The 25,615-nt window shown below is 70.6% G+C and carries 19 protein-coding genes; 15 read left to right on the forward strand and 4 right to left on the reverse strand.

The genetic code is table 11. From position 1 onward, the window contains the following. Positions 1–218 precede the first annotated feature (218 nt). From V5F75_RS18555 to V5F75_RS18565, 3 genes are all read right to left on the reverse strand, one after another. The gene (locus V5F75_RS18555) at positions 219–1,718 is read right to left on the reverse strand and encodes an FAD-binding oxidoreductase (RefSeq protein ID WP_394035452.1); all 1,500 of its coding nucleotides are present in this window, start codon (positions 1,716–1,718) and stop codon (positions 219–221) included. Further along, positions 1,715–3,016 (reverse strand): alpha-hydroxy acid oxidase, encoded by a 1,302-nt coding sequence (locus tag V5F75_RS18560; RefSeq protein ID WP_394035454.1) that lies wholly within the window; start codon positions 3,014–3,016, stop codon positions 1,715–1,717. The genes V5F75_RS18555 and V5F75_RS18560 overlap by 4 nt, the downstream gene beginning before the upstream one ends. Before the next feature lie 95 nt (positions 3,017–3,111). Further along, on the reverse strand, positions 3,112–4,098 hold the full coding sequence (locus V5F75_RS18565) for a LysR family transcriptional regulator (RefSeq protein WP_394035456.1): 987 nt from the start codon (positions 4,096–4,098) through the stop codon (positions 3,112–3,114). A 296-nt stretch (positions 4,099–4,394) separates the two neighbouring features. Here V5F75_RS18565 and V5F75_RS18570 point away from each other — a divergent pair, with 296 nt between their 5' ends. From V5F75_RS18570 to V5F75_RS18640, 15 genes are all read left to right on the forward strand, one after another. Next, the gene (locus tag V5F75_RS18570; protein WP_394035458.1) at positions 4,395–5,009 is read left to right on the forward strand and encodes a UbiX family flavin prenyltransferase; all 615 of its coding nucleotides are present in this window, start codon (positions 4,395–4,397) and stop codon (positions 5,007–5,009) included. A gap of 83 nt (positions 5,010–5,092) precedes the next feature. After that, on the forward strand, positions 5,093–6,514 hold the full coding sequence (locus V5F75_RS18575; RefSeq protein ID WP_394035460.1) for a UbiD family decarboxylase: 1,422 nt from the start codon (positions 5,093–5,095) through the stop codon (positions 6,512–6,514). A 118-nt stretch (positions 6,515–6,632) separates the two neighbouring features. Continuing rightward, on the forward strand, positions 6,633–7,667 hold the full coding sequence (locus V5F75_RS18580) for an ABC transporter substrate-binding protein (RefSeq protein WP_394035462.1): 1,035 nt from the start codon (positions 6,633–6,635) through the stop codon (positions 7,665–7,667). A gap of 116 nt (positions 7,668–7,783) precedes the next feature. Continuing rightward, positions 7,784–8,620, forward strand: coding sequence for an ABC transporter ATP-binding protein (locus tag V5F75_RS18585; protein ID WP_394035464.1), 837 nt, complete (start codon positions 7,784–7,786; stop codon positions 8,618–8,620). Continuing rightward, positions 8,620–9,393: an ABC transporter permease gene (locus V5F75_RS18590; protein WP_394035466.1), complete on the forward strand. Its 774-nt coding sequence runs from the start codon at positions 8,620–8,622 to the stop codon at positions 9,391–9,393. The genes V5F75_RS18585 and V5F75_RS18590 overlap by 1 nt, the downstream gene beginning before the upstream one ends. Before the next feature lie 16 nt (positions 9,394–9,409). After that, positions 9,410–10,252, forward strand: a complete 843-nt coding sequence (locus tag V5F75_RS18595) for a helix-turn-helix transcriptional regulator (RefSeq protein ID WP_394035468.1) — start codon at positions 9,410–9,412, stop codon at positions 10,250–10,252. Positions 10,253–10,576: 324 nt separating this feature from the next. Then, positions 10,577–13,570 carry a xanthine dehydrogenase family protein molybdopterin-binding subunit gene (locus tag V5F75_RS18600; protein WP_394035470.1) on the forward strand — a complete coding sequence of 998 codons (2,994 nt, stop codon included), beginning with the start codon at positions 10,577–10,579 and terminating at the stop codon, positions 13,568–13,570. Further along, on the forward strand, positions 13,567–14,391 hold the full coding sequence (locus tag V5F75_RS18605; protein WP_394035472.1) for an FAD binding domain-containing protein: 825 nt from the start codon (positions 13,567–13,569) through the stop codon (positions 14,389–14,391). The genes V5F75_RS18600 and V5F75_RS18605 overlap by 4 nt, the downstream gene beginning before the upstream one ends. Beyond that, the gene (locus tag V5F75_RS18610) at positions 14,379–14,897 is read left to right on the forward strand and encodes a (2Fe-2S)-binding protein (protein WP_394035474.1); all 519 of its coding nucleotides are present in this window, start codon (positions 14,379–14,381) and stop codon (positions 14,895–14,897) included. Before V5F75_RS18605 ends, V5F75_RS18610 begins: the two co-directional genes overlap by 13 nt. Beyond that, positions 14,890–16,434, forward strand: a complete 1,545-nt coding sequence (locus V5F75_RS18615) for an AMP-binding protein (RefSeq protein ID WP_394035476.1) — start codon at positions 14,890–14,892, stop codon at positions 16,432–16,434. The genes V5F75_RS18610 and V5F75_RS18615 overlap by 8 nt, the downstream gene beginning before the upstream one ends. Positions 16,435–16,477: 43 nt before the next feature. Beyond that, positions 16,478–17,284 carry an enoyl-CoA hydratase/isomerase family protein gene (locus V5F75_RS18620; protein WP_394035478.1) on the forward strand — a complete coding sequence of 269 codons (807 nt, stop codon included), beginning with the start codon at positions 16,478–16,480 and terminating at the stop codon, positions 17,282–17,284. 34 nt (positions 17,285–17,318) lie between these two features. Next, positions 17,319–18,656, forward strand: a complete 1,338-nt coding sequence (locus V5F75_RS18625; protein ID WP_394035480.1) for an MFS transporter — start codon at positions 17,319–17,321, stop codon at positions 18,654–18,656. A gap of 78 nt (positions 18,657–18,734) precedes the next feature. After that, positions 18,735–20,459, forward strand: coding sequence for a thiamine pyrophosphate-binding protein (locus V5F75_RS18630; protein WP_394035482.1), 1,725 nt, complete (start codon positions 18,735–18,737; stop codon positions 20,457–20,459). A 110-nt stretch (positions 20,460–20,569) separates the two neighbouring features. Beyond that, positions 20,570–22,033: an aldehyde dehydrogenase family protein gene (locus tag V5F75_RS18635; RefSeq protein WP_394035484.1), complete on the forward strand. Its 1,464-nt coding sequence runs from the start codon at positions 20,570–20,572 to the stop codon at positions 22,031–22,033. Between the two features lie 174 nt (positions 22,034–22,207). Beyond that, on the forward strand, positions 22,208–23,905 hold the full coding sequence (locus V5F75_RS18640) for a GMC family oxidoreductase (RefSeq protein WP_394035486.1): 1,698 nt from the start codon (positions 22,208–22,210) through the stop codon (positions 23,903–23,905). A 63-nt stretch (positions 23,906–23,968) separates the two neighbouring features. Here V5F75_RS18640 and V5F75_RS18645 read toward each other — a convergent pair whose 3' ends face one another. Then, complete coding sequence (locus tag V5F75_RS18645; protein WP_394035488.1) at positions 23,969–25,594, reverse strand: gamma-glutamyltransferase family protein; 1,626 nt, start codon at positions 25,592–25,594, stop codon at positions 23,969–23,971. Between the last annotated feature and the right edge of the window lie 21 nt (positions 25,595–25,615).

A 25,615-nucleotide genomic window follows, 5' to 3' on the forward strand; every position in this document is an offset into this window, starting at 1 on the left:
ATGGCGAACAAGCGCATGCGCGCCGCTTCGCCATGGCGTGGCATCCGTCTGCCACGGGACGGGCAGGTCATCGGGCACAAGATACCGCCGGGTTCTCAAAGCGGAAACACCCCGACGTCATGGCACGCCCGCGCCCGGACGGGCCGGGCTCCTGATGGCGCGCCCGGCCAAGCCCGCGCCCCACGCACGGCGCGGAGCACAGAGCCGCCCGGCAGGCGTCAATGGCGCGCCGGGTCCGCTCCGGGCGCGCCGGGGGCGGGGGATGGCACGGCCTCCGGCAGCGCCCGCAGGACCTTGCCGGGGTTCATGAGGCCGAGGGGATCGAACGCCGCCTTCAGCGCCCGCATCATCGCCAGCTCCACCGGCGCCTTGTAGTGCTCGGCCTCCGCCACGCGCAGCTGGCCGAGGCCGTGCTCGGCGCTGATGGAGCCGCCGAGGTCCGCCACAACATCATGGACGATGCGGGTGATGGCCGCCGGCCCGGCCGCGCGCTCGTCCGCCGACCAGCCGGCGGGCATGACGGGGTTGTAGTGCAGGTTGCCATCCCCCACGTGGCCGAAGGTGAAGGGCAGGATGCCCGGAAACGCCTGCGCCAGCGCCGCATCGGCGCGGGTGATGAAGGCGGGAATGGCGGAGACCGGCACGGAAATGTCGTGCTTCACCCCCTGCCCCGCGTGCTTCTGCGCCTCCGCCTGGGCTTCGCGCAGGGCCCACAGCCGCTGGCGCTGGGCAAGGGATGCCGCGACCACCGCATCCGCCGCCAGCCCGTCCTCGCACGCCCGTTCCAGAAAGGCTTCCAGCGCCGCCTTCAGGCCGTCGCCCCTGTCCTGCCCGCTCGCTTCCACCAGCAGGTACCAGGGATGGGCGGCGGCGAACGGCGAGGCGAGGCCGGGCACCGCGGCGATGGCGTGGATGAGGCTCGGCGCGCGCATCAGCTCGAAGGCGGTCAGGCTCTCGCCCAGCAGGCCGCGGGCGCGGCCGAGCAGCCGAACCGCAGCGCCAGCGTCCGCGATCGCCAGCATGGCCGTCTCGACCGCGCGGGGGCGGGGAAACAGCCGCAGGGTCGCGGCGGTGATGAGGCCGAGCGTGCCTTCCGAGCCGATGAACACCTGCTTCATGTCATAGCCGGCATTGTCCTTGCGCAGGCCGCGCAGGCCGTTCCACACGCGCCCGTCCGGAAGCACCACCTCCAGCCCCAGGGTAAGCGCGCGCATGTTGCCATAGCGCAGCACCTGCGTGCCGCCGGCATTGGTGGCGAGGTTGCCGCCGATGCGGCACGAGCCCTCCGAGGCCAGCGACAGCGGGAACAGCCGGTCGATGCCCGCGGCCGCCGCCTGCACCTCGGAAAGGGTAACGCCGGCCTCGACGGTGAGGGTGTCGTTGTCCGCATCCGCCGCCCGCACCCGCCGCATGCGATCCAGGCAGATGACCACCGCCGCCCCCGACCCGTCGGGCGCGGCGCCGCCCGCGAGCCCGGTGTTGCCGCCCTGGGGCACCATGGGAATGCGCGCCTCGCAGCAGAGGGCGACGACGGCCGCCGCCTCCACGGTGGAAGCCGGCCGCAGCACCAGCCGCGCGGCGCCGCGAAAGGTGCCGCCGAAGCCGGTGCGGTAAGGCTCGGTATCCGCCGGCGCCTCCAAGAAACCAGCGGGGCCGACCACCGCCTTCAGGCGATCGAGCACATCATCTCCAGGCGGGGAAAGCAGGGGGTCGCTCATGGCCGGACCTCCGCCGCGCCGAAGGAAAAGGCGCCGCCATGGCGCCGCGTCACGCCCGCGAGGGCGGGAAGGTCCGCCGCGCCGAGCTGGCCCATGGCCACCTGCAGCTCCTCCATGAGGAGATCCGCCACATGGTCCGCCCCGCGCGCGCCGATGCCGGCGAGGCCGATGAGGAAGGCGCGCCCGCAGAAGGTGCCATGCGCGCCCAGGGCGAGCGCCCGCGCCACGTCGAGCCCGGAGCGGATGCCGCTGTCGAACAGAACGGTGGCGCGCCCCGCCACCGCCGCGGCGATGGCCGGCAGCACGTCGATGGCCGCCGGCGCGGCATCGAGCTGCCGGCCGCCGTGGTTGGAAACGAGAATGCCGTCCACGCCGATGGAGATCGCCATCTCCGCATCGGCGGGGTGCATGATGCCCTTCATCACCAGGACACGGGGCCAGGCGTCGCGCAGGCGCTTCACCGCTTCCCAGGAGAAGGTGCCCTTGATCTCGCTCTGCACGAAGCCGGCGGTCCGCGCCAGGGTGGCGGGGGCGTCCACATAGGGCATCATGTTGGCGAAGGCGGGCGTGCCGGCCTTCAGCAGCGCCAGCGCCCACGGCCATGCGAGGGCGACGTCGGCCACCGTGCGGGCGGTGGCGCGGAAGGGCACGACGAGGCCGTTGGCGAGGTCGCGCGGGCGCTTGGAGCGCACCGGGGCGTCCAGCGTCGCCACCAGCGCGCGAGCGCCGGCCGCCTCGGCGCGGCGCACCAGATCGAAGGTGACGCGGTGGTCCTGCCGGGGCAGCCCGTAGAGCTGGAACCATGTGCAGTCCCCGGCCAGCGCCGCCACCTCCTCGATGGACGCACCGGCGAGCGTGCCGGTGATGTAGGGAATGCGCGCCGTGGCCGCCGCGCGGGCCAGGAGCCGCGTCGCGCCGGGCCACACCAGCCCGTCCACCCCCACCGGCGAGATGCCGATGGGTGCCGCATAGCGGGTGCCGAACAGCTCCACCTCGGTCTGCGCGGGCGCGGGCGCGCCATAGCGCGGCACCAGCTCCACCGCATCGAGGGCGGCGCGGTTGCGCCGCACGCCCACGTCGGCGCCGGTGCCGCCGTCCATGAAATCGAAGGCGAAGCGGGGAATGCGGCGGCGCGCGGCATTTTCCAGATGATCCAGCGTCGGCATGCGCTGCCGAAGCCGGGCGGCGGCGCTGGTGCCGGAGCCCGCCCCCCACGCCTGGGCGGACGGCGGCTGCGGCGGAGAGCCTGCGGGCGCCGACGCCTGCGGCGGCAGCGTGCCCGATGAGATGCGCGTCATGGCGCGTTTCCTCGTGTCTGTTCTTGTTGCCTTTCTTGGTAGAGCCGTGCGGCTCATCACCGCAAATAATTAGGAATTATCGCTGCGATCACTGTTCATGATCGGGCTGGCGCGCGCTTGCGTGTCCCCTTGGGCCGCGCCGCCGGCGCGCCCGTCTCTCCCGCGGGATGGACGAGGCGGGCGGCGGAGGACGCGGCGGCCACCAGATCGTCCCGGATCACGTCCACCACGGCATCGGCGGCGGCCGAGACCGAGCGGCGAGGGTGGTGCACCACCGCGATGGAACGGGTGAGGCGCGGCGTGGCGAAATGGTGCGCGCGCACCCGCCCCGCCGCCAGGAACTGGTGCAGCGCGATGGTGGGCAGAACGGTGACGAGATCGGTGGTGGCCACCACCTCGCAGATGGCGGAGAGCGTGTCGATCTCGATGCGCGGATTGAGCTCGATGCCCGCCGCGTCCGCCTGCTCCTCCAGGATCAACCGCAAGCCATGGCGCTTCGAGGGCATCACCAGATCGCACCGCGCGAGGTGGGCGAAGGTGAGGTGCGCCGGCACCGGGGCGGGCGCGGAATGCCGGCAGGCGAACACCATCTCCTCGTCCAGGATGTGGTGGGCGTTGAGGCCGCGCCGGTGCTTCGGCACGTTGATGATGGCGAGGTCGAGCTGGCCGGTGGTCACCCAGTCCATCAGCGTCTCGGTGTAACCCTCGCAGGCGGAGAGGGCGACATCCGGAAACTGCGCGGCGACGCGGGCCGAGGAGCTGGCCAGCGTGCTCTGCGCCACCGAGGTGATGAGCCCGGCCACCACGCGGCCGGAGACGCGGCCGTCGAACCGGGCCATTTCCTGCCGCGCGTGCTCCACGTCGCGCACGATGGGGGTGAGGAGCCGCACCAGCGCCTCGCCGGCCACGGTGGTGGCGACGCCATGCGCCGTGCGGTCGAACAGCCGCTGCCCGAACTCCGCCTCGAGCTTGGCGATCTGCATGCTCAGCGCCGGTTGCACGATGTTGAGCTGGCGCGCCGCGCGGGTGACGTTGCCGACCTCGGCGAGGCAGAGAAAATACTGCATCTGCTTGAGATCCATGGGCTTCTCCCATCCTCCCCGACCGCGGCGCCACGCTGCGTCATGCAATCATCATAAATGATCGCCGCGATAAACATTCATTATTTGAAGTGATTATCGCCCTTGTCTATGAATCGATCAACGGCACGAAACATGTGCCGATGCGCCGGGAACGCAGCCGCTTCCGAAAAACGGACGGCAGAAGCTGCACGGCACGGGAGGAGACGGCGGGAAAGGCCGGGCGCCATGCGCTCCGAACCCCTTCGCGCGCTCCGGATGTCGAACATGCTCTGCCCGTGGGCGGAAAGGATGTCGCCATGTTGGATCAGAAGCGCCTCATCATCGGCATTTCCGGCGCCTCGGGCGTCATGTACGGCGTGCGCATGCTCCAGCTCCTGCGCAACGCGGGGGTGGAGACCCACCTCGTGATGTCCCGGACGGCGGAGATCACCCTCGCCTACGAGAGCGACATGAAGGTGGCCGACGTGAAGGCGCTCGCCGCCGTCTGCCACGCCCAGGACGACATGGCCGCCGCCATCTCCTCCGGCTCGTTCCGCACCATGGGCATGGTGGTGGCGCCGTGCTCCATGCGCTCCATGTCGGAGATCGCCTCGGGCGTCACCACCGGCCTGCTCACCCGCGCCGCCGACGTGGTGCTGAAGGAGCGCCGCCGCCTGGTGCTGATGGCGCGCGAGACGCCGCTGCACACCGGGCACCTGCGCACCATGACCGCCGTTTCCGAGATGGGCGCCATCATCGCCCCGCCGGTGCCCGCCTTCTACGCCAAGCCCGAGAGCATCGACGACCTGATCGACCACACCGTGGGGCGGGTGCTCGACCTGTTCGACATCGACCTCGGCGTGGTGCGCCGCTGGGGCGAGGATGCGGACCTGAAGCGCCGCACGCCGCCGCTGCGCCAAGTAAGGGCATGAATCGCGAGAGCCTGAGTCGCCAGAGCGCCGCGCGCCCGCCCGTGCCACCACAGCCAACACGTCCGCCGACCGAGAGGCCAGCCATGTCCAGCGAACCCCGCCTTCGTCCCGCCGATGCCCAGACCCCCGCGGATCTCCGCTCCTGGCTCGCCGCCCTCGCGGCGCGGGGGGAGCTGGCGGTGGCGCGCGAGAACGTCGCCCTCGCCGACGAGCTCGCCGCCGTGGCCAAGCGCACCGAGCGCGACAAGGCGGTGCTGTTCCCTCGCCCCGACGGGCACGACATCCCCGTGGTGGTGAACCTGTTCACCCAGCGCGCCTGGGTGGCGGATGCCCTGGAGGTGAGCGAGGAGGCGCTGCTGCCCCGCTTCCTGGCGGCTGCGCGCGATCCGCTGCCCTGGGTGGAGGTGACCTCCGCCGCCGCGCAGGAAGTGGTGCACACGGACGTGGACCTGCTGAAGCAGCTCCCCATTCCCAAGCACAACGAGCTGGACAGCGGGCCCTACATCACCGCCGGCCTGCTCATCGCCCGCAATCCCGTCACCGGCGTGCAGAACGTCTCCATCCACCGCTGCCAGATCAGCGGGCCGGACCGCATCGGCGTGCTGCTGCTGCCGCGCCACACCCTCGCCTACTACCGCATGGCGGAAGAGGCGGGGGAGGCGCTGGACATCGCCATCGTCATCGGCGTGCATCCGGCGCTGCTGCTCGCTTCCCAGGCCATCTGCGCCCTCGACGAGGACGAGATGGAGATCGCCGGGGCGCTGCTCGGCCGCCCGGTGGAGATGGTGAAGTGCCGCACCAATTCGGTGCGCGTGCCGGCCCATGCGGAGATCGTGGTGGAAGGGCGCATCCTGCCCAAGGTGCGCGAGCCGGAAGGCCCGTTCGGCGAGTTCCCGCAGTATTACGGCCCGCGGGCGGCGCGGGAGGTGATAGAGGTGGATGCCGTCACCCACCGCCGCCACCCCATCTTCCACACCATCGTCGGCGGCTCGTTCGAGCATCTGGTGCTCGGCGCCGTGCCGCGCGAGGCGACGCTGCTCCAGCACCTGAAGCGCTCCTTCCCCAACGTGCTCGACGTGCGCCTCACCCGTGGCGGCACCTGCCGCTACCACCTGGTGGTGAAGATCGACAAGACGCGGGAGGGCGAGGCCAAGAACATCATCCTCGGCGCGTTCGGCGGCCACTACGACGTGAAGCAGGTGGTGGTGGTGGACAAGGACGTGGACATTTCCAGCGCCGACGAGATCGAATGGGCCATCGCCACCCGCTTCCAGGCGGACCGCGACATGGTGGTGGTCTCCGGCGCCCAGGGCTCCAAGCTCGACCCCTCCACCGACGACGGCATCGGCGCCAAGCTCGGCCTCGACGCCACCGCGCCCCTCTCCGACGATCCCCTGGCCTTCCGCCGCATCCATGTGAAGGGCGAGGAGGAGGTGAACCTCTCCGAGGTGCTGGTGAAGGACCCCAACGCCGCCTTCGCGCGCATCGTGGCGCAGGTATCGTGACGGCACAGGTGTCGTGACGGCGCCAGAAGCTCGACGGGGTCGCCAAGCCCCACTCTGAAATCACAGAAGCCGGGCGCGACGACGCACCGGACATGCGAAACCGGGAGGACCACAGCTCATGACGACCAGAAGGCGTTTCCTCGCCGCCGGCGCGCTCGCGGCAGCCTTCATCGCCGCCGGCCCCGCCAGCGCTGCGGACAAGGTGCGGGTGGGGATCAACAACGTGATCTCCGACGTGGTGTTCCACCTCGCCCAGGAGCGAGGCTTCTTCAAGGAGCAGGGACTTGAGGTGGAGCTCGTCACCTTCGATTCCGGCCCGAAGATGATCGCCCCCCTCGGCGCCGGCCAGATCGACGTGGGCGCGGGCGCCTCCTCGGCCGGTCTCTACAATGCCGCCGCCCGCGGCATCGACATCAAGGTGGTGGCCGACAAGGGCTCCACCCCCAAGGGCTACGACTATATGCCCCTGATGGTCCGCAAGGACCTGGTGGACCGCGGCAAGGTGAAGACGGTGGCCGACCTGAAGGGGCTGAAGGTGGGCGCGGTGGGCCCCGGCGCGGCCACCAACGCCAAGCTCGCCCACATCCTCGGCACGGCCGGGCTCACCTACAAGGACGTGAACAACAACTACATCGGCTACCCCCAGCAGATCGCCGCCTTCACCACCGGCGCCATCGACGCCGCCATCACCACCGAGCCCTCCGCCACCCAGGCGGTGGACAACAATGTCGCCGTGCGCTTCGTGGTGGATGGCTACCCCAACCAGCAGGTGGCGGTGCTGCTCTATGGCGGCGATTTCATCGCCAAGCGCCGCGACGTCGCCCAGCGTTTCATGAACGCCTATGTGAAGTCGGCCCGCGTGTTCAACGATGCCACCGCCGGCGGCAGGTTCGACGGCAAGGGCGCGGACGAGGTCGTCAAGACCATCATGCGCACCACCGGCCTGAAAGACGCCGACCTGTTCAAGAAGATGATCCCCAACGGCATCGATCCGGACGGCAAGGTGGACACCGCCTCCATGGCGGCGGACCTCAAGTTCTTCTCCGAGAACGGTTATCTCGAGAAGCCCGCGAAGGTGGAGGACGTGGTGGACCCCTCGTTCGCCATCGCCGCCGTGAAGGTGCTCGGCCCCGACAAGGCCGCCCAGAACTGACGCGACCCTCGGGCGCCGACAGCCCGGCGCCCGCCCGTTTTCCGAACCCCAAACGAGAAGACCCCGGCCCGCGCCCGCGGCCACGGGGCTCCAGATGGACCGGGAGGATCCAGATTATGGCCGTCGTGAGCATGTTGAGCCCGAAACCGAGCGTCGCCCCCGCTCAGGTGCCCGTGCAGATCTCGCTTCGGGGCGTGCGCAAGTATTTCGGCTCGTCGGGCTTCATCGCCGTGGACGGCATCGACATCGACATCCCGCAGGGACAATTCTTCGTCATCGTCGGCCCTTCCGGCTGCGGAAAGACCACGCTGCTGCGCATGCTCGCGGGCCTTGAGAGCGTCAGCGAAGGCACCATGACCCTGAACCGGATCGACCCGAGCCGGCCGGAAAACTCCATGGTGTTCCAGGGCGACAGCCTGTTCCCCTGGATGACGGTGTACGAGAACGCCGCCTATGGCCTGCGCATGCGCGGCGTGCACGAGAAGGAGGTGGAGGAGAGCGTGAAGCTGTGGCTGGAGCGCATCGGCCTCTACCGCTTCCGCGACCGCTACCCGAACCAGCTTTCCGGCGGCATGCGCCAGCGCGTCTCCATCGTGCGCGCCTTCGCCAACGACCCCGAGATCCTGCTCATGGACGAGCCCTTCTCGGCCCTCGATGAGCAGAACAAGATGCTGCTCCATGAAGAATTGCTGCGCATCTGGGAGGCCACCAAGAAGACCGTGGTCTTCATCACCCACTCGGTGGACGAGGCGGTGACCTTGGGCGACCGCATCATGATCATGACCGCCAATCCTGGGCGCGAGAAGGCCATCATCGACGTGCCGTTCGCCCGCCCGCGCAACGTCATCGAGCTGCGCCACGACCCGGCTTACGGCGAGCTGGTATTCCACATCTGGGAGCAGCTGCGCGAGGAAGTGCAGCGCGCCCGCCTGAATGCCGAGGGAGGCAAGTGATGGCACAGAAGAAGGCTTTCCCCCTCGGCGACCGCTTCATCGGCTTCCTCACCCCCCTGGTGCTGCTGGGCCTGTGGGAGGCGGCGGCGCGGCTCGGCATCATCGATGCGCGCTTCTTCCCGCCGCCGTCGAGCATCGTCCACACCTTCGGCGCGCTGATCGCGTCGGGCGAATTGTGGAGCAACCTCCTCGCCAGCCTGCGGCGCCTGCTGCTGGGCATGCTGGTGGGCGGCGTGCCCGCCCTGTTCCTGGGCCTCGCCATGGGCATCTCGAAGCCGCTGCGGGCGGCCATCGACCCGCTGATCTCCGCCACCTACCCCATTCCGAAGAGCGCCATCCTGCCGCTGGTGCTGCTCATCTTCGGCCTGGGCGAGATGTCGAAGGTGGTGATGGTGGCGCTGGGCGCCTTCTACCCCATCCTCATCAACACGGTGATGGGCGTCTCCAACATCGACAAGATCTACCTGGATGTCGGCCACAACTTCCGCGCCAACCGCTGGCAGGTGTTCCGCACCATCGCCCTGCCCGGCGCCCTGCCCTCCATCATGGCGGGCGTGAAGCTGGCCATGGGCATGGGGCTGATCCTGATCGCCATCTCCGAGATGGTGGCCGCCTCCGACGGCATCGGCTACATGATCTGGAACGCATGGCAGGTGCTGACCGTTGACACCATGTATGTCGGCCTGCTCGTGATCGCGCTGCTCGGCTTCGTCTTCTCCGCCATCCTGGACGAGGTGGAGCGGTTCCTGATCCCCTGGAAGGCGCGGGCGTGAGCGCGGAGAGGCGTCAATGTCCAATGCCCTGAGGATCGCGCACGGCGCGTTCGGGCGGGTGGCCCTGCTCGACATGGACCGCCCCCTGGTGCGCCATGCCCACCCCCACTGCCATGTGCTGCTGAAGGTGGAAGGCGCGGACACCAGCTTCGCGGTCGGTGAGGGGGTCGCCCCCCTCACCGACCGCACCTGCGTGCTGGTGAACGGCTGGGAACCCCATGCCTATGTTCACGAGCCCGAGCAGCCGAAGACGGTGATCCTCGCGCTCTACATCGAGCCGGAATGGCTGAAGACCTTCCGGCCCGGATGGGGCGCCTCGGGCATACCCGGCTTCTTCGAGCAGCCATGCGGCGAGGTCTCGCCCCGCATCTTCCGCCTCACCCACGATCTCGCCGAAGAGATGATGGCGCGGCCGGACGCGGCGAAGACGCACGAGGCGCTCCTGGCCGATCTCATGATCGCGGTGGTGGAGCGCTTCACGCCCTGGCGCTCCTTCTCCTCCATCCGCACGCTGGACGCGCAGCGGCGCATGGACTGGCGCATCCGCCGCGTGGTCGAGGGCATGCGCGCCAACCTGGGCGAGGACGTGGACGCCACCGCCCTCGCGAAGGAGGCGGGCCTGTCGCGCGCCCATTTCTTCCGCCTGTTCGAGGCCTCCACCAACGTGCCGCCGCGCATCTATCTCAACGTGATGCGGGTGGAGGCGGCGGTGGCGGCGGTGACGGCGGAAGAGGGCAGCCTCTCCGACATCGGCGAGCGGCTGGGCTTCGCTGCGCCCTCCCACTTCACCCGCTTCTTCCGCGACCATACCGGCGTGACGCCGAGCGCGTTCCGCAGCATCTCCCGCATGGCCCTTTGATCAGATGACCCCGCGCGAACCCATCGCGCGGGGGCCCGGCTCCCTCCGCCTGCGCACCGCCCTTCCCGAAACGGAAGGTCCGGCGCTCTTCTTTATATTCACACATATATAACGATAGATCTGCACGGGTGCATCCAGAGCGCTCATCTCAGCTTCCGAATACCGTCTCACCCGCATGAATACTGCATCGCAAAACGGCGAATGAGACGCCAGGGTAAATGATGAGACGGCTCGGCATGGTTCCGGCCGCTCCCTCCCTGCACCTTCCTGCATCACACGGCGCACCCGATGCGCCGAATGACGCCCCAGGGAAGGGAAGCCCAGATGCTGGATGTCACCCGCGAGAATGGATGGGTCGGCCGCGCCATTGAGCGCGTGGAGGATGCCGCCCTCCTTTCCGGCGGCGGGCGCTACCTGGACGACCTGGGCGTCAAGCCGGGCACGCTGCACATGGCGATCCTGCGCTCGCCCCACGCCCATGCCGACATCCGCGCCATCGACACCGCCGCCGCCAAGGCCCTGCCCGGCGTCGCCGCCGTGCTGACCGGGGCGGACGTCCAGCGCCACACCTCCTCCCTGGTGGTGGGCGTGAAGGCGCCGGTGGAATGCTGGCCCGTGGCGGTGGACCGGGTGCGCTACGTGGGCGAGCCGGTGGCGCTGGTGGTGGCGCGGGATCGCTACGTGGCCGAGGACGCGCTCGACCTCATCGAGGTGGCCTACGACACCCGCCCGGCCGTGGTGGACCCGCTCGACGCCATCGCCGAGGGCGCCCCGCTGCTGCACGACGGCTTCCCCCGCAATGTCGCCTCCGACCGGACATTCCGCTACGGCGATCCCGAGCGCGCCTTCGCGGAGGCGGCGCACAAGGTGTCGATCTCGGTCGCCTATCCCCGCAATTCCTGCACGCCCATCGAGACCTACGGGCTGGTGGCCGAATACGATCCGCACGAGGACACATACGACGTCCTCGCCAATTTCCAGGGTCCGTTCTCCATCCATGCGGTGATCTCGCGGGCGCTCAAGGTGCCGGGAAACCGGCTGCGCCTGCGCACCCCGCGCGACAGCGGCGGCTCGTTCGGCGTCAAGCAGGGCATCTTCCCCTACATCGTGCTCGGCGCGGTGGCGGCGCGGGTGAGCGGGCGCCCGGTGAAGTGGATCGAGGACCGGCTGGAGCACCTGATGGCCTCGGTCTCGGCCACCAACCGCGCCACCACCATCTCGGCGGCGGTGGCGGAAGACGGCCGCATCACCGCCCTCGACTACGACCAGGTGGAGGATTGCGGCGCCCACCTGCGCGCGCCGGAGCCGGCCACCCTCTATCGCATGCACGGCAACCTCACGGGCGCCTATGCCATCCCCCATCTGGCGGTGCGCAACCGCGTGGTGGTGACCAACAAGTGCCCCACGGGACTGAACCGGGGCTTCGGCGGTCCGCAGGTCTATTTTGCCCTGGAACGGCTGATGCAGCGGATCGCGGTGGAGCTTCGCCTCGATCCGCTGGAGGTGATCCGCCGCAACCTCATCCCGGCGGGCGCCTTCCCCTATCGCACCGCGCCGGGCGCCCTGCTGGATTCCGGCGACTACCAGGCGACCCTCGCCAAGGGCATCGAGGCGGGCCGGCTCCACGAGCTGATCGCCCGGCGCGATGCCGCGCGGGCGGAAGGGCGGCTCTACGGCATCGGATTTGCCGCCGCGGTGGAGCCCTCCGTGTCGAACATGGGCTACATCGCCACCGTCCTCACCCCCCTGGAGCGCAGGAAGGCGGGGCCGAAGAACGGCGCCCAGGCCACCGCCACCATCGCCATCGATCCGGTAGGCTCGGTGAGCGTGCACGTCGCCTCCGTGCCCCAGGGCCAGGGCCACCGCACGGTGCTCTCCCAGGTGGTCGCCGACGTGCTGGGCCTCGCGCCCGCCGACATCAAGGTGAACGCGGAGATGGACACGGCGAAGGACGCCTGGTCCATCGCCTCCGGCAATTATTCCAGCCGCTTCGCCGCCGCCGTGGCGGGGGCCGCCCGGCTCGCGGCGGATCGCGTCGCGGCCCGGCTCGCGCGCATCGCCGCCGCCCAGCTCAACGTGCCGGCGGAGGAGGTGGTGTTCCAGGGCGGAAAGCTCTGCGCCCGCTCGAACCCGGCCAACGCGCTCGCCTTCTCCCGCGTCGCCGCGCTGTCCCACTGGTCGCCGGCGCAGCTGCCGGAGGACACCGCCCCCACCATCCGCGAAACCGTGTTCTGGACCCCGCCCGAGCTGACGGCGGCGGATGACGCCGACCACATCAACTCCTCCCTCTGCCACGGCTTCATCTTCGATTATTGCGGCATCGAGATCGACCGCGACACGGCCGAGATCCGCATCGACCGCTATGTGACGGCCCACGACTGCGGCACCATCCTCCACCCCGGCATGGTGGACGGGCAGATCCGCGGCGGCTTCGCCCATGCGCTCGGCGCGGCGCTGCTGGAGGAATACGCCTACGGCCCCGACGGCAGCTTCCTGACCGGCACGCTCGCCGATTATCTCGTGCCCACCGCCATGGAGGTGCCGGAGCCGGTCATCGTCCACACCGAGACCCCCTCCCCCTTCACCCCGCTGGGCGCCAAGGGCGTGGGCGAGGGCAATTGCATGTCCACCCCCGTCTGCCTCGCCAATGCGGTGGCCGATGCCCTCGGCGTGCAGGATGTGCGCCTTCCCCTGGTGCCCTCCGCCCTGGCCGCCCTGATTCACGGGGCGGAGGCGCCCGCCCCCGCCGGCCTGCGGCCCGTCACGGCACCGCCGGCCGGCGGGGGAAAGGGCGAGCGGCTCCTGCGCGGCGAAGGCAAGGCCCATGTGGCCGCCGCACCGCAGGCCATCTGGGCCATGCTGCTGGACCCCGAGACCCTCGCCGCCATCATTCCCGGCGCCCATGGGGTGGAGAAGGTATCGGACACCGCCTTCCGCGCCGACGTCACCCTCGGCATCGGCCCGGTGAAGGGCCGCTACAAGGCGGAAGTCGCCCTCTCCGATCTCGACCCGCCCAAGGCGGTGACCCTGAGCGGCCGGGTGGATGGAAACCTCGGCTTCGGCGGCGGCAGGGGCGCCGTCACGCTGACCCCGGACGGCGCCGGCGGAACCCACCTCGCCTACACCTACGAGGCCTTCGTGGGCGGCAAGGTGGCGAGCGTCGGCGGCCGCCTGCTGGACGGCGCCGCCAAAGTGATCATCGGCCAATTCTTCGCTGCCCTCGCCCGCAAAGCGGGGGGCGGTGGGGCAGCGGCGCCGGGACTTCTGTCCCGGCTGCTCGCCCGGCTCTCCGCTCTTTTCGGGAGGCGCGAACCATGAAGCCGGCCCCCTTCGACTACGTGCGTGCCGAAAGCCGGCAGGAAGCCCTGGCGGTCCTGAAGGCGGAAGGCGCCGACGCCCGCATCCTGGCCGGGGGCATGTCCTTCATGGCCATGCTCAACATGCGCCTCGCCCGCCCCAGGGTGCTGGTGGACATCATGCGCCTCGACGACCTCACCACCATCGAGGCGCACAAGGGCGAGGTGGTGGTGGGCGCCGGCGTGCGGCAGGCGCAACTGCTGGGATGGGAGGGGCTTGCCCGCGCCCTGCCGCTCATCGCCAGGGCCCTGCCCTTCACCGGCCACGCCCAGACCCGCAGCCGCGGCACCGTGTGCGGCTCCATCGCCCATGCGGACCCGAGCGCGGAGCTGCCGCTCTGCCTGGTGGCGCTGAAGGGCCATGTGCACCTCGCCAGCGCCTCCGGGCGGCGGAAGGTGGCCGCCGAGCAGTTCATCACCGGCATGATGGCCACCGCCAAGGCCGACGACGAGATGATCGAGGCGGTCTCCTTCCCGGTCGCGGAAGGGGAAGGCACCGCCTTCCGCGAGATCGCCCGCCGACACGGGGATTTCGCCATCGTCGCCTGCGGCGCGCGGGTGAGCGCGCGGGGCATCCGGCTCGCCGTGGGCGGCGTCGCGGACATGCCGGTGGCGCGCGACCTACCGCTCCTCGACGGCTCCGCCCTAGACGACGCGCTCAACACCCTCGCCTTCGAGCTCGACGCCCGCGACGACGTGCACGCGAGCGCCCGCTATCGCCGCGAGCTGGTGCGCCGCATCGGCCGCTCGACCATCGAGGAGGCGAAACGATGCCGCGCCTGACCGCCGACCGCCGCCACACCGTGTCCTTCACCCTCAACGGCCGCCCGGTCGCGGGCCTCGCCAGCCCGCGCACGCTGCTCTCGGATTTCCTGCGCCACGAGATCGGCGCCACCGGCACCCATGTGGGCTGCGAGCACGGCGTGTGCGGCGCCTGCACGGTGGAGGTGGACGGCATGCTCGCCCGCTCCTGCCTCACCCTGGCGGTGCAGGTGGAGGGCGCCGCCATCCGCACGGTGGAGGGCCTCGCGCCCGCGCCGGACCGGCTCTCCGTGCTGCAGGCCGCGTTCCGGCGCAACCACGCGCTGCAGTGCGGCTTCTGCTCCGCCGGCATCCTCATGTCCCTCGATGCCTTCCTGAAGGCGAACCCCGAGCCCGACGAGGCCGCCGTGCGGGATCTCATCTCCGGCCACCTGTGCCGGTGCACCGGCTACACGCCCATCGTCCGCGCCGCCCTGGAGGCCGCCGCGGAACTCCAGAAAAACAAAGAGGAAACCGCCCATGCTTGACCTCGGCACCAGCTTCCTCGCCAGCGTGGAACGAGATCCGGAGGCCATCGCCGTCGTGGACGGCGACCTGCGCCTCACCTACCGCCAGTGGCTGGCCAGGATCTCGGCCCTGGTGGGCGCCTTCGACCGCCTCGGCCTGCGGCCGGGAGACCACATCGTCTCCGTGCTCCAGAACCGCTGGGAGGCGGCGACGCTGCACTGGGCCTGCCAGTTCGCCGGGCTCGTCATCACCCCCATCAACTGGCGCGCGAAGGGCGACGAGATCGACTTCTGCCTGGAGAATGCCGAGGCCAAGGCGCTGGTGTTCGAGCCCGTCTCGGCCGAGGCCGCCGCCGAGGCGAAGCTGGCCGCCGGCCTCGTGCGCATCTCGATCGGCGCCGACGTGGAAGGCGCCCTGCCGTTCGCGGAGCTGGTGGCCGGCGAGGGCGGCGCGCCGGTGGCGCGGGTGGGTGCGGATGCCTGGTCCATCATGCTCTACACCTCCGGCACCACCTCCCGCCCCAAGGGCGTGCCACGCCGCCACCGGGCGGAGCGCGCGGCCGGCGTCGCCCATGTGGCGCAGAACCTCTACCGGCGGGGTGAGGTGACGCTGGGCGTGATGCCGCTCTACCACACCATGGGGGTGCGCTCGCTCATCGCCATGTCGCTCATCGGCGGCACCTTCGTATGCCTGCCGCGCTACGACACGCGCACCGCGCTGGAGCTGATCGCCCGCGAGGGCATCACCAACCTCTACCTGGTGCCCACCCTCTACCACGACCTCGTGCACGATCCCGCCTTCGCCGCCACCGATGTGTCGAGCGTGCGCAAGCTCGGCTTCGCCGGCGCCTCCATGACCGACGGGCTGCTGAAGAAGCTCGATGCCGCGTTCCACCCCGAGCTGTTCGTGAACCACTACGGATCGTCGGAGATCTACACCTTCTCCATCGACCAGAAGGCCGTGCTGAAGCCCGGCTCCGCCGGCCGCGCGGGCATCAACCAGATGGTGCGCGTGGTGCGCCTCAACGCCCGGACGCCGGACGATGCCGCGCCGACGGGCGAGGAGGGCGAGATCATCGCGCTGCTGGCCGGCGACGAAGCCTTCGAGGGCTACTGGCGGCGCCCGGAGGCCGACGCCAAGTCCCTGCGCGGGGGCTGGTACTTCACCGGCGACACCGGCTTCATGGATGCCGACGGCGACCTCTTCGTCACCGGCCGCGTGGACGACATGATCATCACCGGCGGCGAGAACGTCTCTCCGGTGGAGATCGAGAGCTGCCTGTCGCTGCACCCCGCCGTCTCCGAAGTGGCGGTGGTGGGCCTGCCCGACGAGAAGTGGGGCCGGATCGTGGTCGCCTTCCTGAAGCGGAAGGCGCCGGTGGAGGTGGAGGAGCTGGACCGCTGGTGTCGCGACAGCGGCCTCGCCAATTTCAAGCGCCCGCGCCGCTTCGTGTTCGTGCAGGACATCCCGAAATCGCCCGTGGGCAAGCTGCTGCGCCGCCAGCTCGTGGCCGGCGAATACGCGCCCGAGACGCCCTCCGCGCGCGGCGCGGCCTGACCCTCGATTTCCCTCATCAGCCAGTTACCCCAAGGAGAAGCACATGCCCGCCGCCTACCCCTTCGCCGATCCGCGCCTTTCGGCCCTGGACGGCTTCCGCGTCGAGATCGACGAGGCCCAAGCCCGCGCCGACATCATCCTGGAGCGCCCGCCCTACAACGTCGTCTCCATGGCCCAGCGCGACCAGCTCCGCATCGCCTTCGAGACCCTCGACGAGGATGAGCGCGTGCGCGTCATCGTCGTGCGCGCCATCGGCGAGCATTTCTCCTCCGGCGGCAACATCAAGGGCTTCATGGAGGCCTCCCCGGAGCACGTCTCCAGGCTCGCCTGGAACATCGCCGCCCCCGCCCGCGCCGCCAAGCCCGTGATCGCCGCCAACCGCGGCTATTGCTTCGGCGTCGGCTTCGAACTGTCGCTGGCCTGCGATTTCCGCATCGTCACCGACACCACCCAATATGCCCTGCCCGAGCAGAAGCTCGGCCAGATCCCCGGCTCCGGCGGCTCGGCCCGGCTGCAGAAGATGGTCGGCATCACCCGCACCAAGGACATCGTCATGCGCTCCAAGCGCATCAGCGCCGACGAGGCCCTGGCCTGGGGCATCGCCACCGAGAAAGTGGCCGACGCCGACCTGGAAAAGGCCACCGACGCCCTGGTGGCGGAGCTGGTCGCCTTCTCGCCCATCGCCCAGCGCACCGCCAAGAAGCTGCTGAACGACACCGAGGATTCACCGCTCTCCATCGCCATCGAGCTGGAAGGCCACTGCTACAGCCGCCTGCGCCAGTCCCACGACTTCAAGGAGGGCGTCGAGGCCTTCCACGAAAAGCGCAAGCCCACGTTCAAGGGCCTCTGACGGACGCGAGAAGCCCACGGGAGGAAACGAAAAAATGTCCGCGCAAGATACATCCCTCTCCCCCACCGCCATGGCGGTGGGGAACCGCCAGCGCAACAGCGCCATCGTGGCCTCCGTGCTCGGCTGGTCCCTCGATCTGTTCGACCTGTTCATCCTGCTTTATGTGGCACCGGTGGTCGGGCAGTTGTTCTTCCCTTCCACCCATCCCACGTGGTCGCTGGCGGCGGTCTATGCCTCGTTCGCGGTGACGCTGCTGATGCGGCCCATCGGCTCGGCGGTGTTCGGCCATTACGCCGATGCCCACGGCCGCAAGGGGGCGATGCTGGTGGCCATTATCGGCGTGGGCCTGTCCACGGCGGCATTCGGCCTGCTGCCCACCATCCACCAGGTCGGCGCCATCGCGCCCGTCATCTTCATCCTGCTGCGGCTGGTGCAGGGCGTGTTCGTGGGCGGCGTGGTGGCCTCCACCCACACCATCGGCACGGAATCGGTGCCGGCCAACTGGCGCGGCTTCATGTCGGGCCTGGTGGGCGGCGGCGGCGCGGGCATCGGCGCGCTGCTGGCGTCCGTCGTGTTCCTCGTCACCTCCACCCTGTTCCCCGGCGAGGCGTTCGCGGAGACGGGCTGGCGCGTGATGTTCTTCTCCGGCCTGCTCTCCTCCTTCCTCGGCTGGTTCATCTTCCGTAACCTGGAAGAATCCCCCTACTGGAAGGAAATGCAGAAGCAGAAGGCCGCCAAGAAGACGCAGGGTGAGCAAAGCCACACCCCTCTGAAAGCCCTGTTCGCGGGCGGCTACCGCAACGTGCTGCTGGTGAACCTCTTCATCACCGTCGGCGGCGGCGCGGGCTACTACCTCACCTCCGGCTACATGCCCACTTTCCTGAAGCTCATCAACCAGCTTCCCAACCAGACCTCGTCCTACATCCTCATGGCCTGCTCGGTCTCCGCGCTGGTCGCGGCGGTGCTGGTGGGGACGCTGAGCGACATCATCGGCCGCAAGAAGACCTTTCTTCTGGTCGGCGTCGCCGCCATCGTCCTGCTGCCGACCTTCTACATGGGCATGGCGGGCGCGAGCGACCTGAAGACCATCGTCCTCTATGCGCTCGGCATCGCCTTCATGGGCAATGCCGGCTACGCCCCGGTGCTGATCTTCCTGAACGAGCGGTTCCCCACGGCCATGCGCGCCACCGGAACCGGCCTGTCCTGGAACATCGGCTTCGCGGTCGGCGGCATGATGCCCACCTTCGTCTCGCTGGCGAGCCCCACCCCGTCGGCGCTGCCGCTGTCGCTCTCCATCTTCGCGGGCGCGGTGTTCGTCCTCTACCTCGTCGGTGCGCTGATCGTGCCGGAGACCAAGGGCAACTTCCGCTAACATCGACCGCGCCGGCCTTCGGGGCCGGCGCGGACCGCCTCGCGCGGGGTCCGCGCAAAAGCAAGAACGGGCAACACCATGCAGCACTCCGCGAACATCCGCACCGGCGGCGAAATCCTGGTGGACGCGCTCAAGGTCCACGGCGTCGACACCGTCTACTGCCTGCCGGGCGAGAGCTTCCTCGCCGCCCTCGACGCGCTGGCCGGGGCGGCGGGCGCCATCCGCACCATCGTCACCCGCCACGAGGCGGCGGCGGCCAACATGGCGGAGGCCTACGGCAAGCTCACCGGCCGGCCCGGCGTGTGCTTCGTCACCCGCGGGCCGGGGGCGAGCCACGCGGCCATCGGCGTCCACACCGCCTCGCAGGATTCCACCCCCATGGTGCTGTTCATCGGCCAGGTGGGCTCGGACATGCGCCAGCGCGAAGCCTGGCAGGAGGTGGACTATCCCGCCATGTTCGGCGGCATGGCCAAGTGGGTGGTGGAGATCGACCGGCCCGAACGCATTCCGGAGCTGGTCTCCCGCGCGTTCCACGTGGCGGTCTCGGGCCGTCCCGGTCCGGTGGTGGTGGCGCTGCCGGAAGACGTGCTGGCGGCCGGCGCCGAAGCGCGCGACGCGGGCGCCTACAAGCGCGTCGCCGCCCATCCGGGCGCGGCCGACATGGCGCGCCTGCGGGCGATGCTGGAGGCGAGCGCCCACCCCCTCGTCATCGTCGGCGGCGGCGGATGGGACGCGCAGGCGTGCCGCGACATCAGGCATTTCGTCGAGGCATTCGATTTGCCGGTGGCGGCCGCCTTCCGCCGCCAGGACATCCTCGACAACCATAACCCCAACTACATCGGCCATGCCGGCCTCGGGCCCAGCGCCAAGCTGGTCGCGCGCATCCGCGCGGCGGATCTCATCCTGGCGGTGGGGCCGCGCCTGGGCGAAACCACCACCGGCGGCTACACCCTGTTCGACGTGCCGCGCCCGGCACAGCGCTTCGTCCATGTCCATGCCGATCCGCAGGAGCTGGGCCGCGTCTACCAGGGCGACCTGCTCATCAACGCCGGCATGCGCGAGTTCGCGGCGGCGGCGGCCGCGCTGAAGGGCAAGGGCCCCGCCGGCTGGCGCTCCCCCATGCCCTGGAGCGCATCCGTGAAGGCCGCGCGCGCCGAATATCTCGCCGACCAGACGCCGGGCGCCATGCCCGGCCGGCTCGACCTCGGCGCGGTGATGGAGCACCTGCGCGCGACCCTGCCGAAGGACGCCATCATCGCCAACGGCGCCGGCAACTACGCCATCTGGGTGCACAAGTTCCACCGCTACGGCGGCTTCCGCACCCAGCTCGCGCCCACCTCGGGGGCCATGGGCTACGGCCTGCCGGCCGCCATCGCCGCCAAGCTGCACGATCCCAGGCGCGAGGTGGTGTGCTTCGCCGGCGACGGCTGCTTCCTCATGAGCGGGCAGGAGCTCATCACCGCCCGCCAATACGGGGCGGGCGTGGTGGTGATCGTGGTGAACAACGGCATGTACGGCTCCATCCGCATGCACCAGGAGCGGGAATATCCGGGCCGGGTGTACGCCACGAGCCTGGAGAACCCGGACTTTCCGGCCCTGGCTCAAGCCTATGGCGCGTTCGGCGAGCGGGTGGAGGAAACGGCCGCCTTCGCCGATGCCTTCGCCCGCGCCCGCGCCTTCGCGGCGGAGGAGAAGCGCCCGGCCCTTTTGGAGCTGGTCATCGACCCGGAAGCCATCACCCCTTCCGCCACCCTTTCCGGCCTGCGCGCGGCGGCGCTGAAGGCCGGGCACGGCAAGGGCTGAGGCATCCACCGGGCGCCCGCCGGAAAGAGCGGGCGCCGCGCGGCATGGACGATCCGGGAACGAACGCGGCCCGCACCGAGGCGCGCCACCGGAAAGCGGGAGGAAGAACAATGAACGCCATCACCTCACTCAAGGCCCGCAACCATGTGGACGGCGCCTGGGTCGATGCCGTCTCCGGCGCCACCGCGCCGAGCCTCGACCCCGCTACCGGGGCGGTGCTGGGCCATTTCCCCGCCAGCGGCCGGGCCGATGCGGAGGCCGCCGTCGCCGCCGCCCGCCGCGCCTTCGAGCGGCCGGACTGGGCCCAGGCGCCGCGCCTCCGGCAGATGGTGATGCTGCGCTGGGCCGACGCCATGGAGCGCCGCGCCGAGGACCTCGCCCGCCTGCTCACGGCCGAGAACGGCAAGACGCTGGCCCACTCGCGGGGCGAGATCGCAGGCTCCATCTCCGAGATCCGCTATTACGCCGGCATCACCCGCTACATCCCCGGCCACGTGTTCGAGGTGGAGCCGGGCGCCTTCGCCACCCTTCTCAAGGAGCCGGCGGGCGTGGCGGGCCTCATCATCCCCTGGAACGCGCCGGCGGTGCTGCTCGTCCGGGCGCTGACCCCGGCGCTGGCGGCCGGCTGCACGGCGGTGGTGAAGCCGGCGCCGCAGACCGCCCTCGTCACCGCCGAGATCCTGCGCACCCTGACCGAGGTGGAGGGCCTGCCGAAGGGCGTCGTCAACCTGGTGACGGAGACCGGCCACGAGGTGGCGCAGGCGCTGGTGACCTCGGACGACGTGGACGTGATCTCCTTCACCGGCTCCAACGCCACCGGCGCCCGCATCATGGCCGATGCCGCGCCCACCATGAAGAAGCTCTCGCTGGAGCTGGGCGGCAAGTCCTGCTGCCTCGTGTTCGAGGATGCGGACATCCCCGCCGTGGCGCCGAGGCTGGCGGCGGCGGCCACCATCATCTCCGGCCAGCAGTGCACGGCGGCGCGCCGGGTGCTGGTGCACGAGAGCCGCTACGACGAGATGAAGGGCGCGCTAAAGGCCGCCCTCGCGGCGCTCAAGGTGGCGCCGGGAGACGCCGACGGCGCGCAGATGGGCCCGCTCATCGACACCGCCTCCCGCGCCGCCGTGGAGCAGCGCACGGCGGAAGCGATGGCGATCGCCGACGAGGTGGTGCTCGCGGGCACCCGCCCCGCCGGGGGGCCGGAGGGCGGCGCCTTCCTCACCCCGACGCTGGTGGCCCACGCGGACACCGGGGCCTTCTTCGTGCAGGAGGAGATCTTCGGCCCGCTGGTAGTGATCGAGCGTTTCAGCGACGAGAAGGACGCGGTGCGCCGCGCCAACCACTCCCAATACGGCCTTTCCGCCAGCGTGTGGACCCGCGAGGGCGCGCGGGCGCTCAGGGTGGCGCGGGCGCTGCGCAACGGCACGGTCTGGATCAACGATCACAACAAGCTGTTCGCGGAGGCCGAGACCGGCGGCTACCGGCGCAGCGGGCTCGGCCGCCTGCACGGCTATGACGCGCTGATCGACTTCATGGAGATCAAGCACATCTACCAGGAGGCCGGCGTCGTCTGACGCCGGAGGTCCACGGGCGCGGCTCGCGGACCTCCGGCTAAACCCACGCGGCAATTGGGCGAAACCCGCCTGGCACCGGTCGAAGGCCGGGGCCGATGGCGTGAGGCTTTTCCTCCCCCGTGTCCCCCATTTCCAGCCGCGGCGCCCCCGAGGGGCCGCAGGAGCCGGCGCGCCATGGCGTCTTCCGAGGTTCCCTTCTTCGACACCGTCATCATCGGCGGCGGCTCCGCCGGCTGCGTGCTGGCGAACCGGCTCTCGGCCGATCCCGCCCACCGGGTGCTGCTGCTGGAGGCGGGGGAGGACACGCCCCCCGATGCCGTGCCCGAGCCCATCGCCGACAGCTACCCCATGGGCCTGTTCCATGGCGACCGCTTCATCTGGCCCGGCCTTTCCGCCTTCACCACCCGCCGCCAGGATGGTACGCGCGGCAGCCGGGCCTATGAGCAGGGCCGCGTGATGGGCGGCGGCTCCAGCATCAACGTGCAGTCCGCCAATCGCGGCCTGCCCCGCGACTATGACGAATGGGCCGCGCTCGGCGCCGGCGGCTGGGGCTGGGACGACGTGCTGCCCTTCTTCCGCAGGCTGGAACGGGACCTCGACTGCGAGGGCCCGCTGCACGGCACGGATGGCCCCATTCCCATCCGCCGCATCCTGCCGCCCGGCTGGCCGCCCTTCGCCGAGGCGGCCACCGCGGCCTTCGCCGCCTCGGGCCTGCCGCGCCGGCTGGACCAGAACGGCGATTTCGAGGACGGGGTGTTCCCGCCCGCGTTCAACAACGCGCACGACCGGCGGGTCTCCACCGCCGTCGCCTATCTCGATGCCGCGACGCGCGCGCGGGCGAACCTCGCCATCTGGCCCCGCGCCCGCGTGACGCGGCTGGTGATGGAGGGCGCGCGCGCCACCGGGGTCGCCCTGGTGCGCGAAGGCGCGCGCCTGGAGGTTTCCGCCGGGCGGGTGGTGGTGACGGCCGGTGCGCTACAGACGCCCGCCATCCTGATGCGGGCCGGCATCGGGCCGGGGCCGGCGCTCTCCGCCCTCGGCATTCCCGTGGCGGTGGAGCGGCGCGGCGTCGGGCAGAACCTGCGCGACCACCCCACGCTCACCTTCTGCCAATACCTGCCGGCGCGCCTGCGGCTGTCCATGTCCTATCGCCGCGCCGCCTTCAGCGCCCTGCGCTTTTCTTCCGGCCTGCCGGGCGGGGAAGCCTCGGACATGTACGCGACGGCATCGGCGCGGGCCGGCTGGCATGGGCTGGGGCGGCGCCTCGGCCTTTATTTCCTGTGGTGCAACCGGCCGAAGTCCAGCGGCCGGGTGCGGCTCGTCTCGCCCGATCCCGAGGCCTATCCCGAGGCCGACCTGGGCCTGCTGAGCCATCCCGACGATCTCGCGCGGATGGCGGCGGGCGTGCGCACGCTGGTGGGGCTGCTGGTGTCGCCGGCCCTCAACCCCGATCCGGGCGACCTGTTCCCGGCGGCCTTCTCCCCGTTCGTGAAGCGGCTCAGCCGCGTGTCGCCGGCCAATGCGATGGTGACGGAGCTGCTGGGCGCCATGCTGGACGTGCCCGCCCGCCTGCGGCAGGCCGCGCTGCGGCGCTTCATGTCCTCCGGCGTCGTGCTCTCGGAGCTGGTCACGGACGATGCGCGGCTGGAAGCCTTCGTGCGCGGCAACGTCTTCGGCGTGTGGCACGCCAGCGGCACCTGCCGCCTCGGCGCCCCGGACGACCCGGACGCGGTGCTGGACCCCGCCGGCCGCGTGATCGGCACCGAGAACGTCTTCGTCGCCGACGCCTCCGCCATGCCGCGCCTGCCGACGGCGAACACCAACATCCCCGTCATCATGATGGCGGAGAAGATCGCCGCCGGGCTGGTGTGAGGCTCGCCGGCGCGGCCGCCCCCGCCGGGCCGGGCCCGCCGGGGCCAAAGCGCGCGGCGAGGCTCAGCTCACGGCGGCCTGCCCGTCCCGGCGCGGGTCGCTGGCGGCTGCATAGCCTTCCACGGCGGGATCGCCCATGCGCCAGATGAACTGGCCGGCGCCGAAGTCCTGGTAGGTGTCGTTCAGCACCGCCACCTCATGGCCCAGGGCCGCGAGCCCCTCCAGCAAGGCGGGCGGGCTGCCGGGCTCCAGATTGATGGACAGCCCCTGGTCGAACCGCCAGCGCGGCGCGTCGCAGGCGGCCTGCGGGTTCTGGGCGAAGTCCAGCATGCGCACCAGGGTCTGCACATGGCCCTGCGGCTGCATGTTGCCGCCCATCACGCCGAAGCTCATCACGGGGGCGCCATCCCTGGTCAGGAAGCCGGGAATGATGGTCTGGAACGGGCGCTTGCGGGGCGCCACCACATTCGGGTGCGCCGCATCCAGGCTGAAGCCGAAGCCCCGGTTCTGCAGCGACACGCCCCATTCAGGCAGCACCACGCCGGAGCCGAAGCCCATGTAATTACTCTGGATGAAGCTCACCATCATGCCCGAGGCATCGGCCGCGGTGAGATAGATGGTGCCGCCCTTCACCGGATTGCCCGGCGCGAACGGCTGGGCGCGGCGCGGATCGATGAGGCGCGCCCGCGCGGCCAGATAGGCGGGGTCCAGCAGCCGCTCCGGGGTGAAGGGCATGGCCACCGGATCGGCCACGTAGCGATAGACATCGGCGAAGGCGAGCTTGACCGCCTCGATCTGAAGATGCTGCGCCTCCACGCTGTCGACCCCCAGCCCCCCGAGATCGAAGTGGGAGAGCATGCCGAGCGCCATCAGCGCGGTGATGCCCTGCCCGTTGGGCGGGATCTCATGCACCGTATAGCCCCGATAATCCTGCGCCACCGGCTCCACCCATTCGGGGGCGAAGGCCGCCATGTCGGCCGCCGTGAGCGCGCCGCCATGGGCTTTCGCGTGGGCCTCCAGGGCCTCGGCGATCTCACCGCCATAGAGCGCCGCGCCCCTGGTCTCGGCAATGCGGGCGAGCGCGCGCGCCGCCCCCGGCATGCGGAAATGCTCGCCCACCAACGGCGCCCGGCCCTTCGGCAGGAACACCTCCCTGAAGCCGGGCTGAGCGGTGAGCTGGGGCAAGGTCGCGGCCGCCGCCCATTTGTGCTGCACGTTGGTGGAGACGAGATAGCCGTGCTCGGCGATCCGGATCGCGGGTTCCAGCAGGTCCGCGAACGGCAGCTTGCCGAAGCGCTCGGAGAGGGCCACCCAGCTCGCGACCGCGCCGGGCACGGTCACCGCGTCCCAGCCGCGCATGGGCAGGGCCTTGGCGTCGGCGCCGTATTTGGCGCGGAAATATTCCGGCGTCCACGCGGCCGGGGCGAAGCCCGAGGAGTTGAGGCCGTGCAGGCGCCGGCCATCCCACAGGATGCAGAAGGCATCGGAGCCCAGGCCGTTGCTGCACGGCTCCACCAGGGTCATGACGGCGGCGGCGGCGATGGCGGCATCCACCGCGTTGCCGCCGTTCGCGATCATCTGCAGGCCCGCCTGCGCCGCGCGCGGATGGGAGGTGGAGACCACATTGTTCCCGAACACCGGCAGGCGCCGCGAGGGATAGCCGGCGGTCCAGTCGAAGGAAGCGTTCATCACGGATCGTCCCGGAAGCGA

It is taken from the genome of Xanthobacter albus (genome assembly GCF_043194895.2).
Lineage (GTDB): Bacteria > Pseudomonadota > Alphaproteobacteria > Rhizobiales > Xanthobacteraceae > Xanthobacter.

Bases quoted from the DNA above. Each gene is read 5' to 3' on its own strand.
- V5F75_RS18565 (WP_394035456.1), bottom strand. From the start codon at position 4,098: ATGGATCTCAAGCAGATGCAGTATTTTCTCTGCCTCGCCGAGGTCGGC.
- V5F75_RS18605 (WP_394035472.1), top strand. From the start codon at position 13,567: ATGAAGCCGGCCCCCTTCGACTACGTGCGTGCCGAAAGCCGGCAGGAA.
- V5F75_RS18630 (WP_394035482.1), top strand. From the start codon at position 18,735: ATGCAGCACTCCGCGAACATCCGCACCGGCGGCGAAATCCTGGTGGAC.
- V5F75_RS18620 (WP_394035478.1), top strand. From the start codon at position 16,478: ATGCCCGCCGCCTACCCCTTCGCCGATCCGCGCCTTTCGGCCCTGGAC.
- V5F75_RS18610 (WP_394035474.1), top strand. From the start codon at position 14,379: ATGCCGCGCCTGACCGCCGACCGCCGCCACACCGTGTCCTTCACCCTC.
- V5F75_RS18555 (WP_394035452.1), bottom strand. From the start codon at position 1,718: ATGAGCGACCCCCTGCTTTCCCCGCCTGGAGATGATGTGCTCGATCGC.
- V5F75_RS18595 (WP_394035468.1), top strand. From the start codon at position 9,410: ATGTCCAATGCCCTGAGGATCGCGCACGGCGCGTTCGGGCGGGTGGCC.
- V5F75_RS18570 (WP_394035458.1), top strand. From the start codon at position 4,395: ATGTTGGATCAGAAGCGCCTCATCATCGGCATTTCCGGCGCCTCGGGC.
- V5F75_RS18645 (WP_394035488.1), bottom strand. From the start codon at position 25,594: ATGAACGCTTCCTTCGACTGGACCGCCGGCTATCCCTCGCGGCGCCTG.
- V5F75_RS18575 (WP_394035460.1), top strand. From the start codon at position 5,093: ATGTCCAGCGAACCCCGCCTTCGTCCCGCCGATGCCCAGACCCCCGCG.
- V5F75_RS18625 (WP_394035480.1), top strand. From the start codon at position 17,319: ATGTCCGCGCAAGATACATCCCTCTCCCCCACCGCCATGGCGGTGGGG.
- V5F75_RS18600 (WP_394035470.1), top strand. From the start codon at position 10,577: ATGCTGGATGTCACCCGCGAGAATGGATGGGTCGGCCGCGCCATTGAG.
- V5F75_RS18615 (WP_394035476.1), top strand. From the start codon at position 14,890: ATGCTTGACCTCGGCACCAGCTTCCTCGCCAGCGTGGAACGAGATCCG.
- V5F75_RS18585 (WP_394035464.1), top strand. From the start codon at position 7,784: ATGGCCGTCGTGAGCATGTTGAGCCCGAAACCGAGCGTCGCCCCCGCT.
- V5F75_RS18560 (WP_394035454.1), bottom strand. From the start codon at position 3,016: ATGACGCGCATCTCATCGGGCACGCTGCCGCCGCAGGCGTCGGCGCCC.
- V5F75_RS18640 (WP_394035486.1), top strand. From the start codon at position 22,208: ATGGCGTCTTCCGAGGTTCCCTTCTTCGACACCGTCATCATCGGCGGC.
- V5F75_RS18590 (WP_394035466.1), top strand. From the start codon at position 8,620: ATGGCACAGAAGAAGGCTTTCCCCCTCGGCGACCGCTTCATCGGCTTC.
- V5F75_RS18635 (WP_394035484.1), top strand. From the start codon at position 20,570: ATGAACGCCATCACCTCACTCAAGGCCCGCAACCATGTGGACGGCGCC.
- V5F75_RS18580 (WP_394035462.1), top strand. From the start codon at position 6,633: ATGACGACCAGAAGGCGTTTCCTCGCCGCCGGCGCGCTCGCGGCAGCC.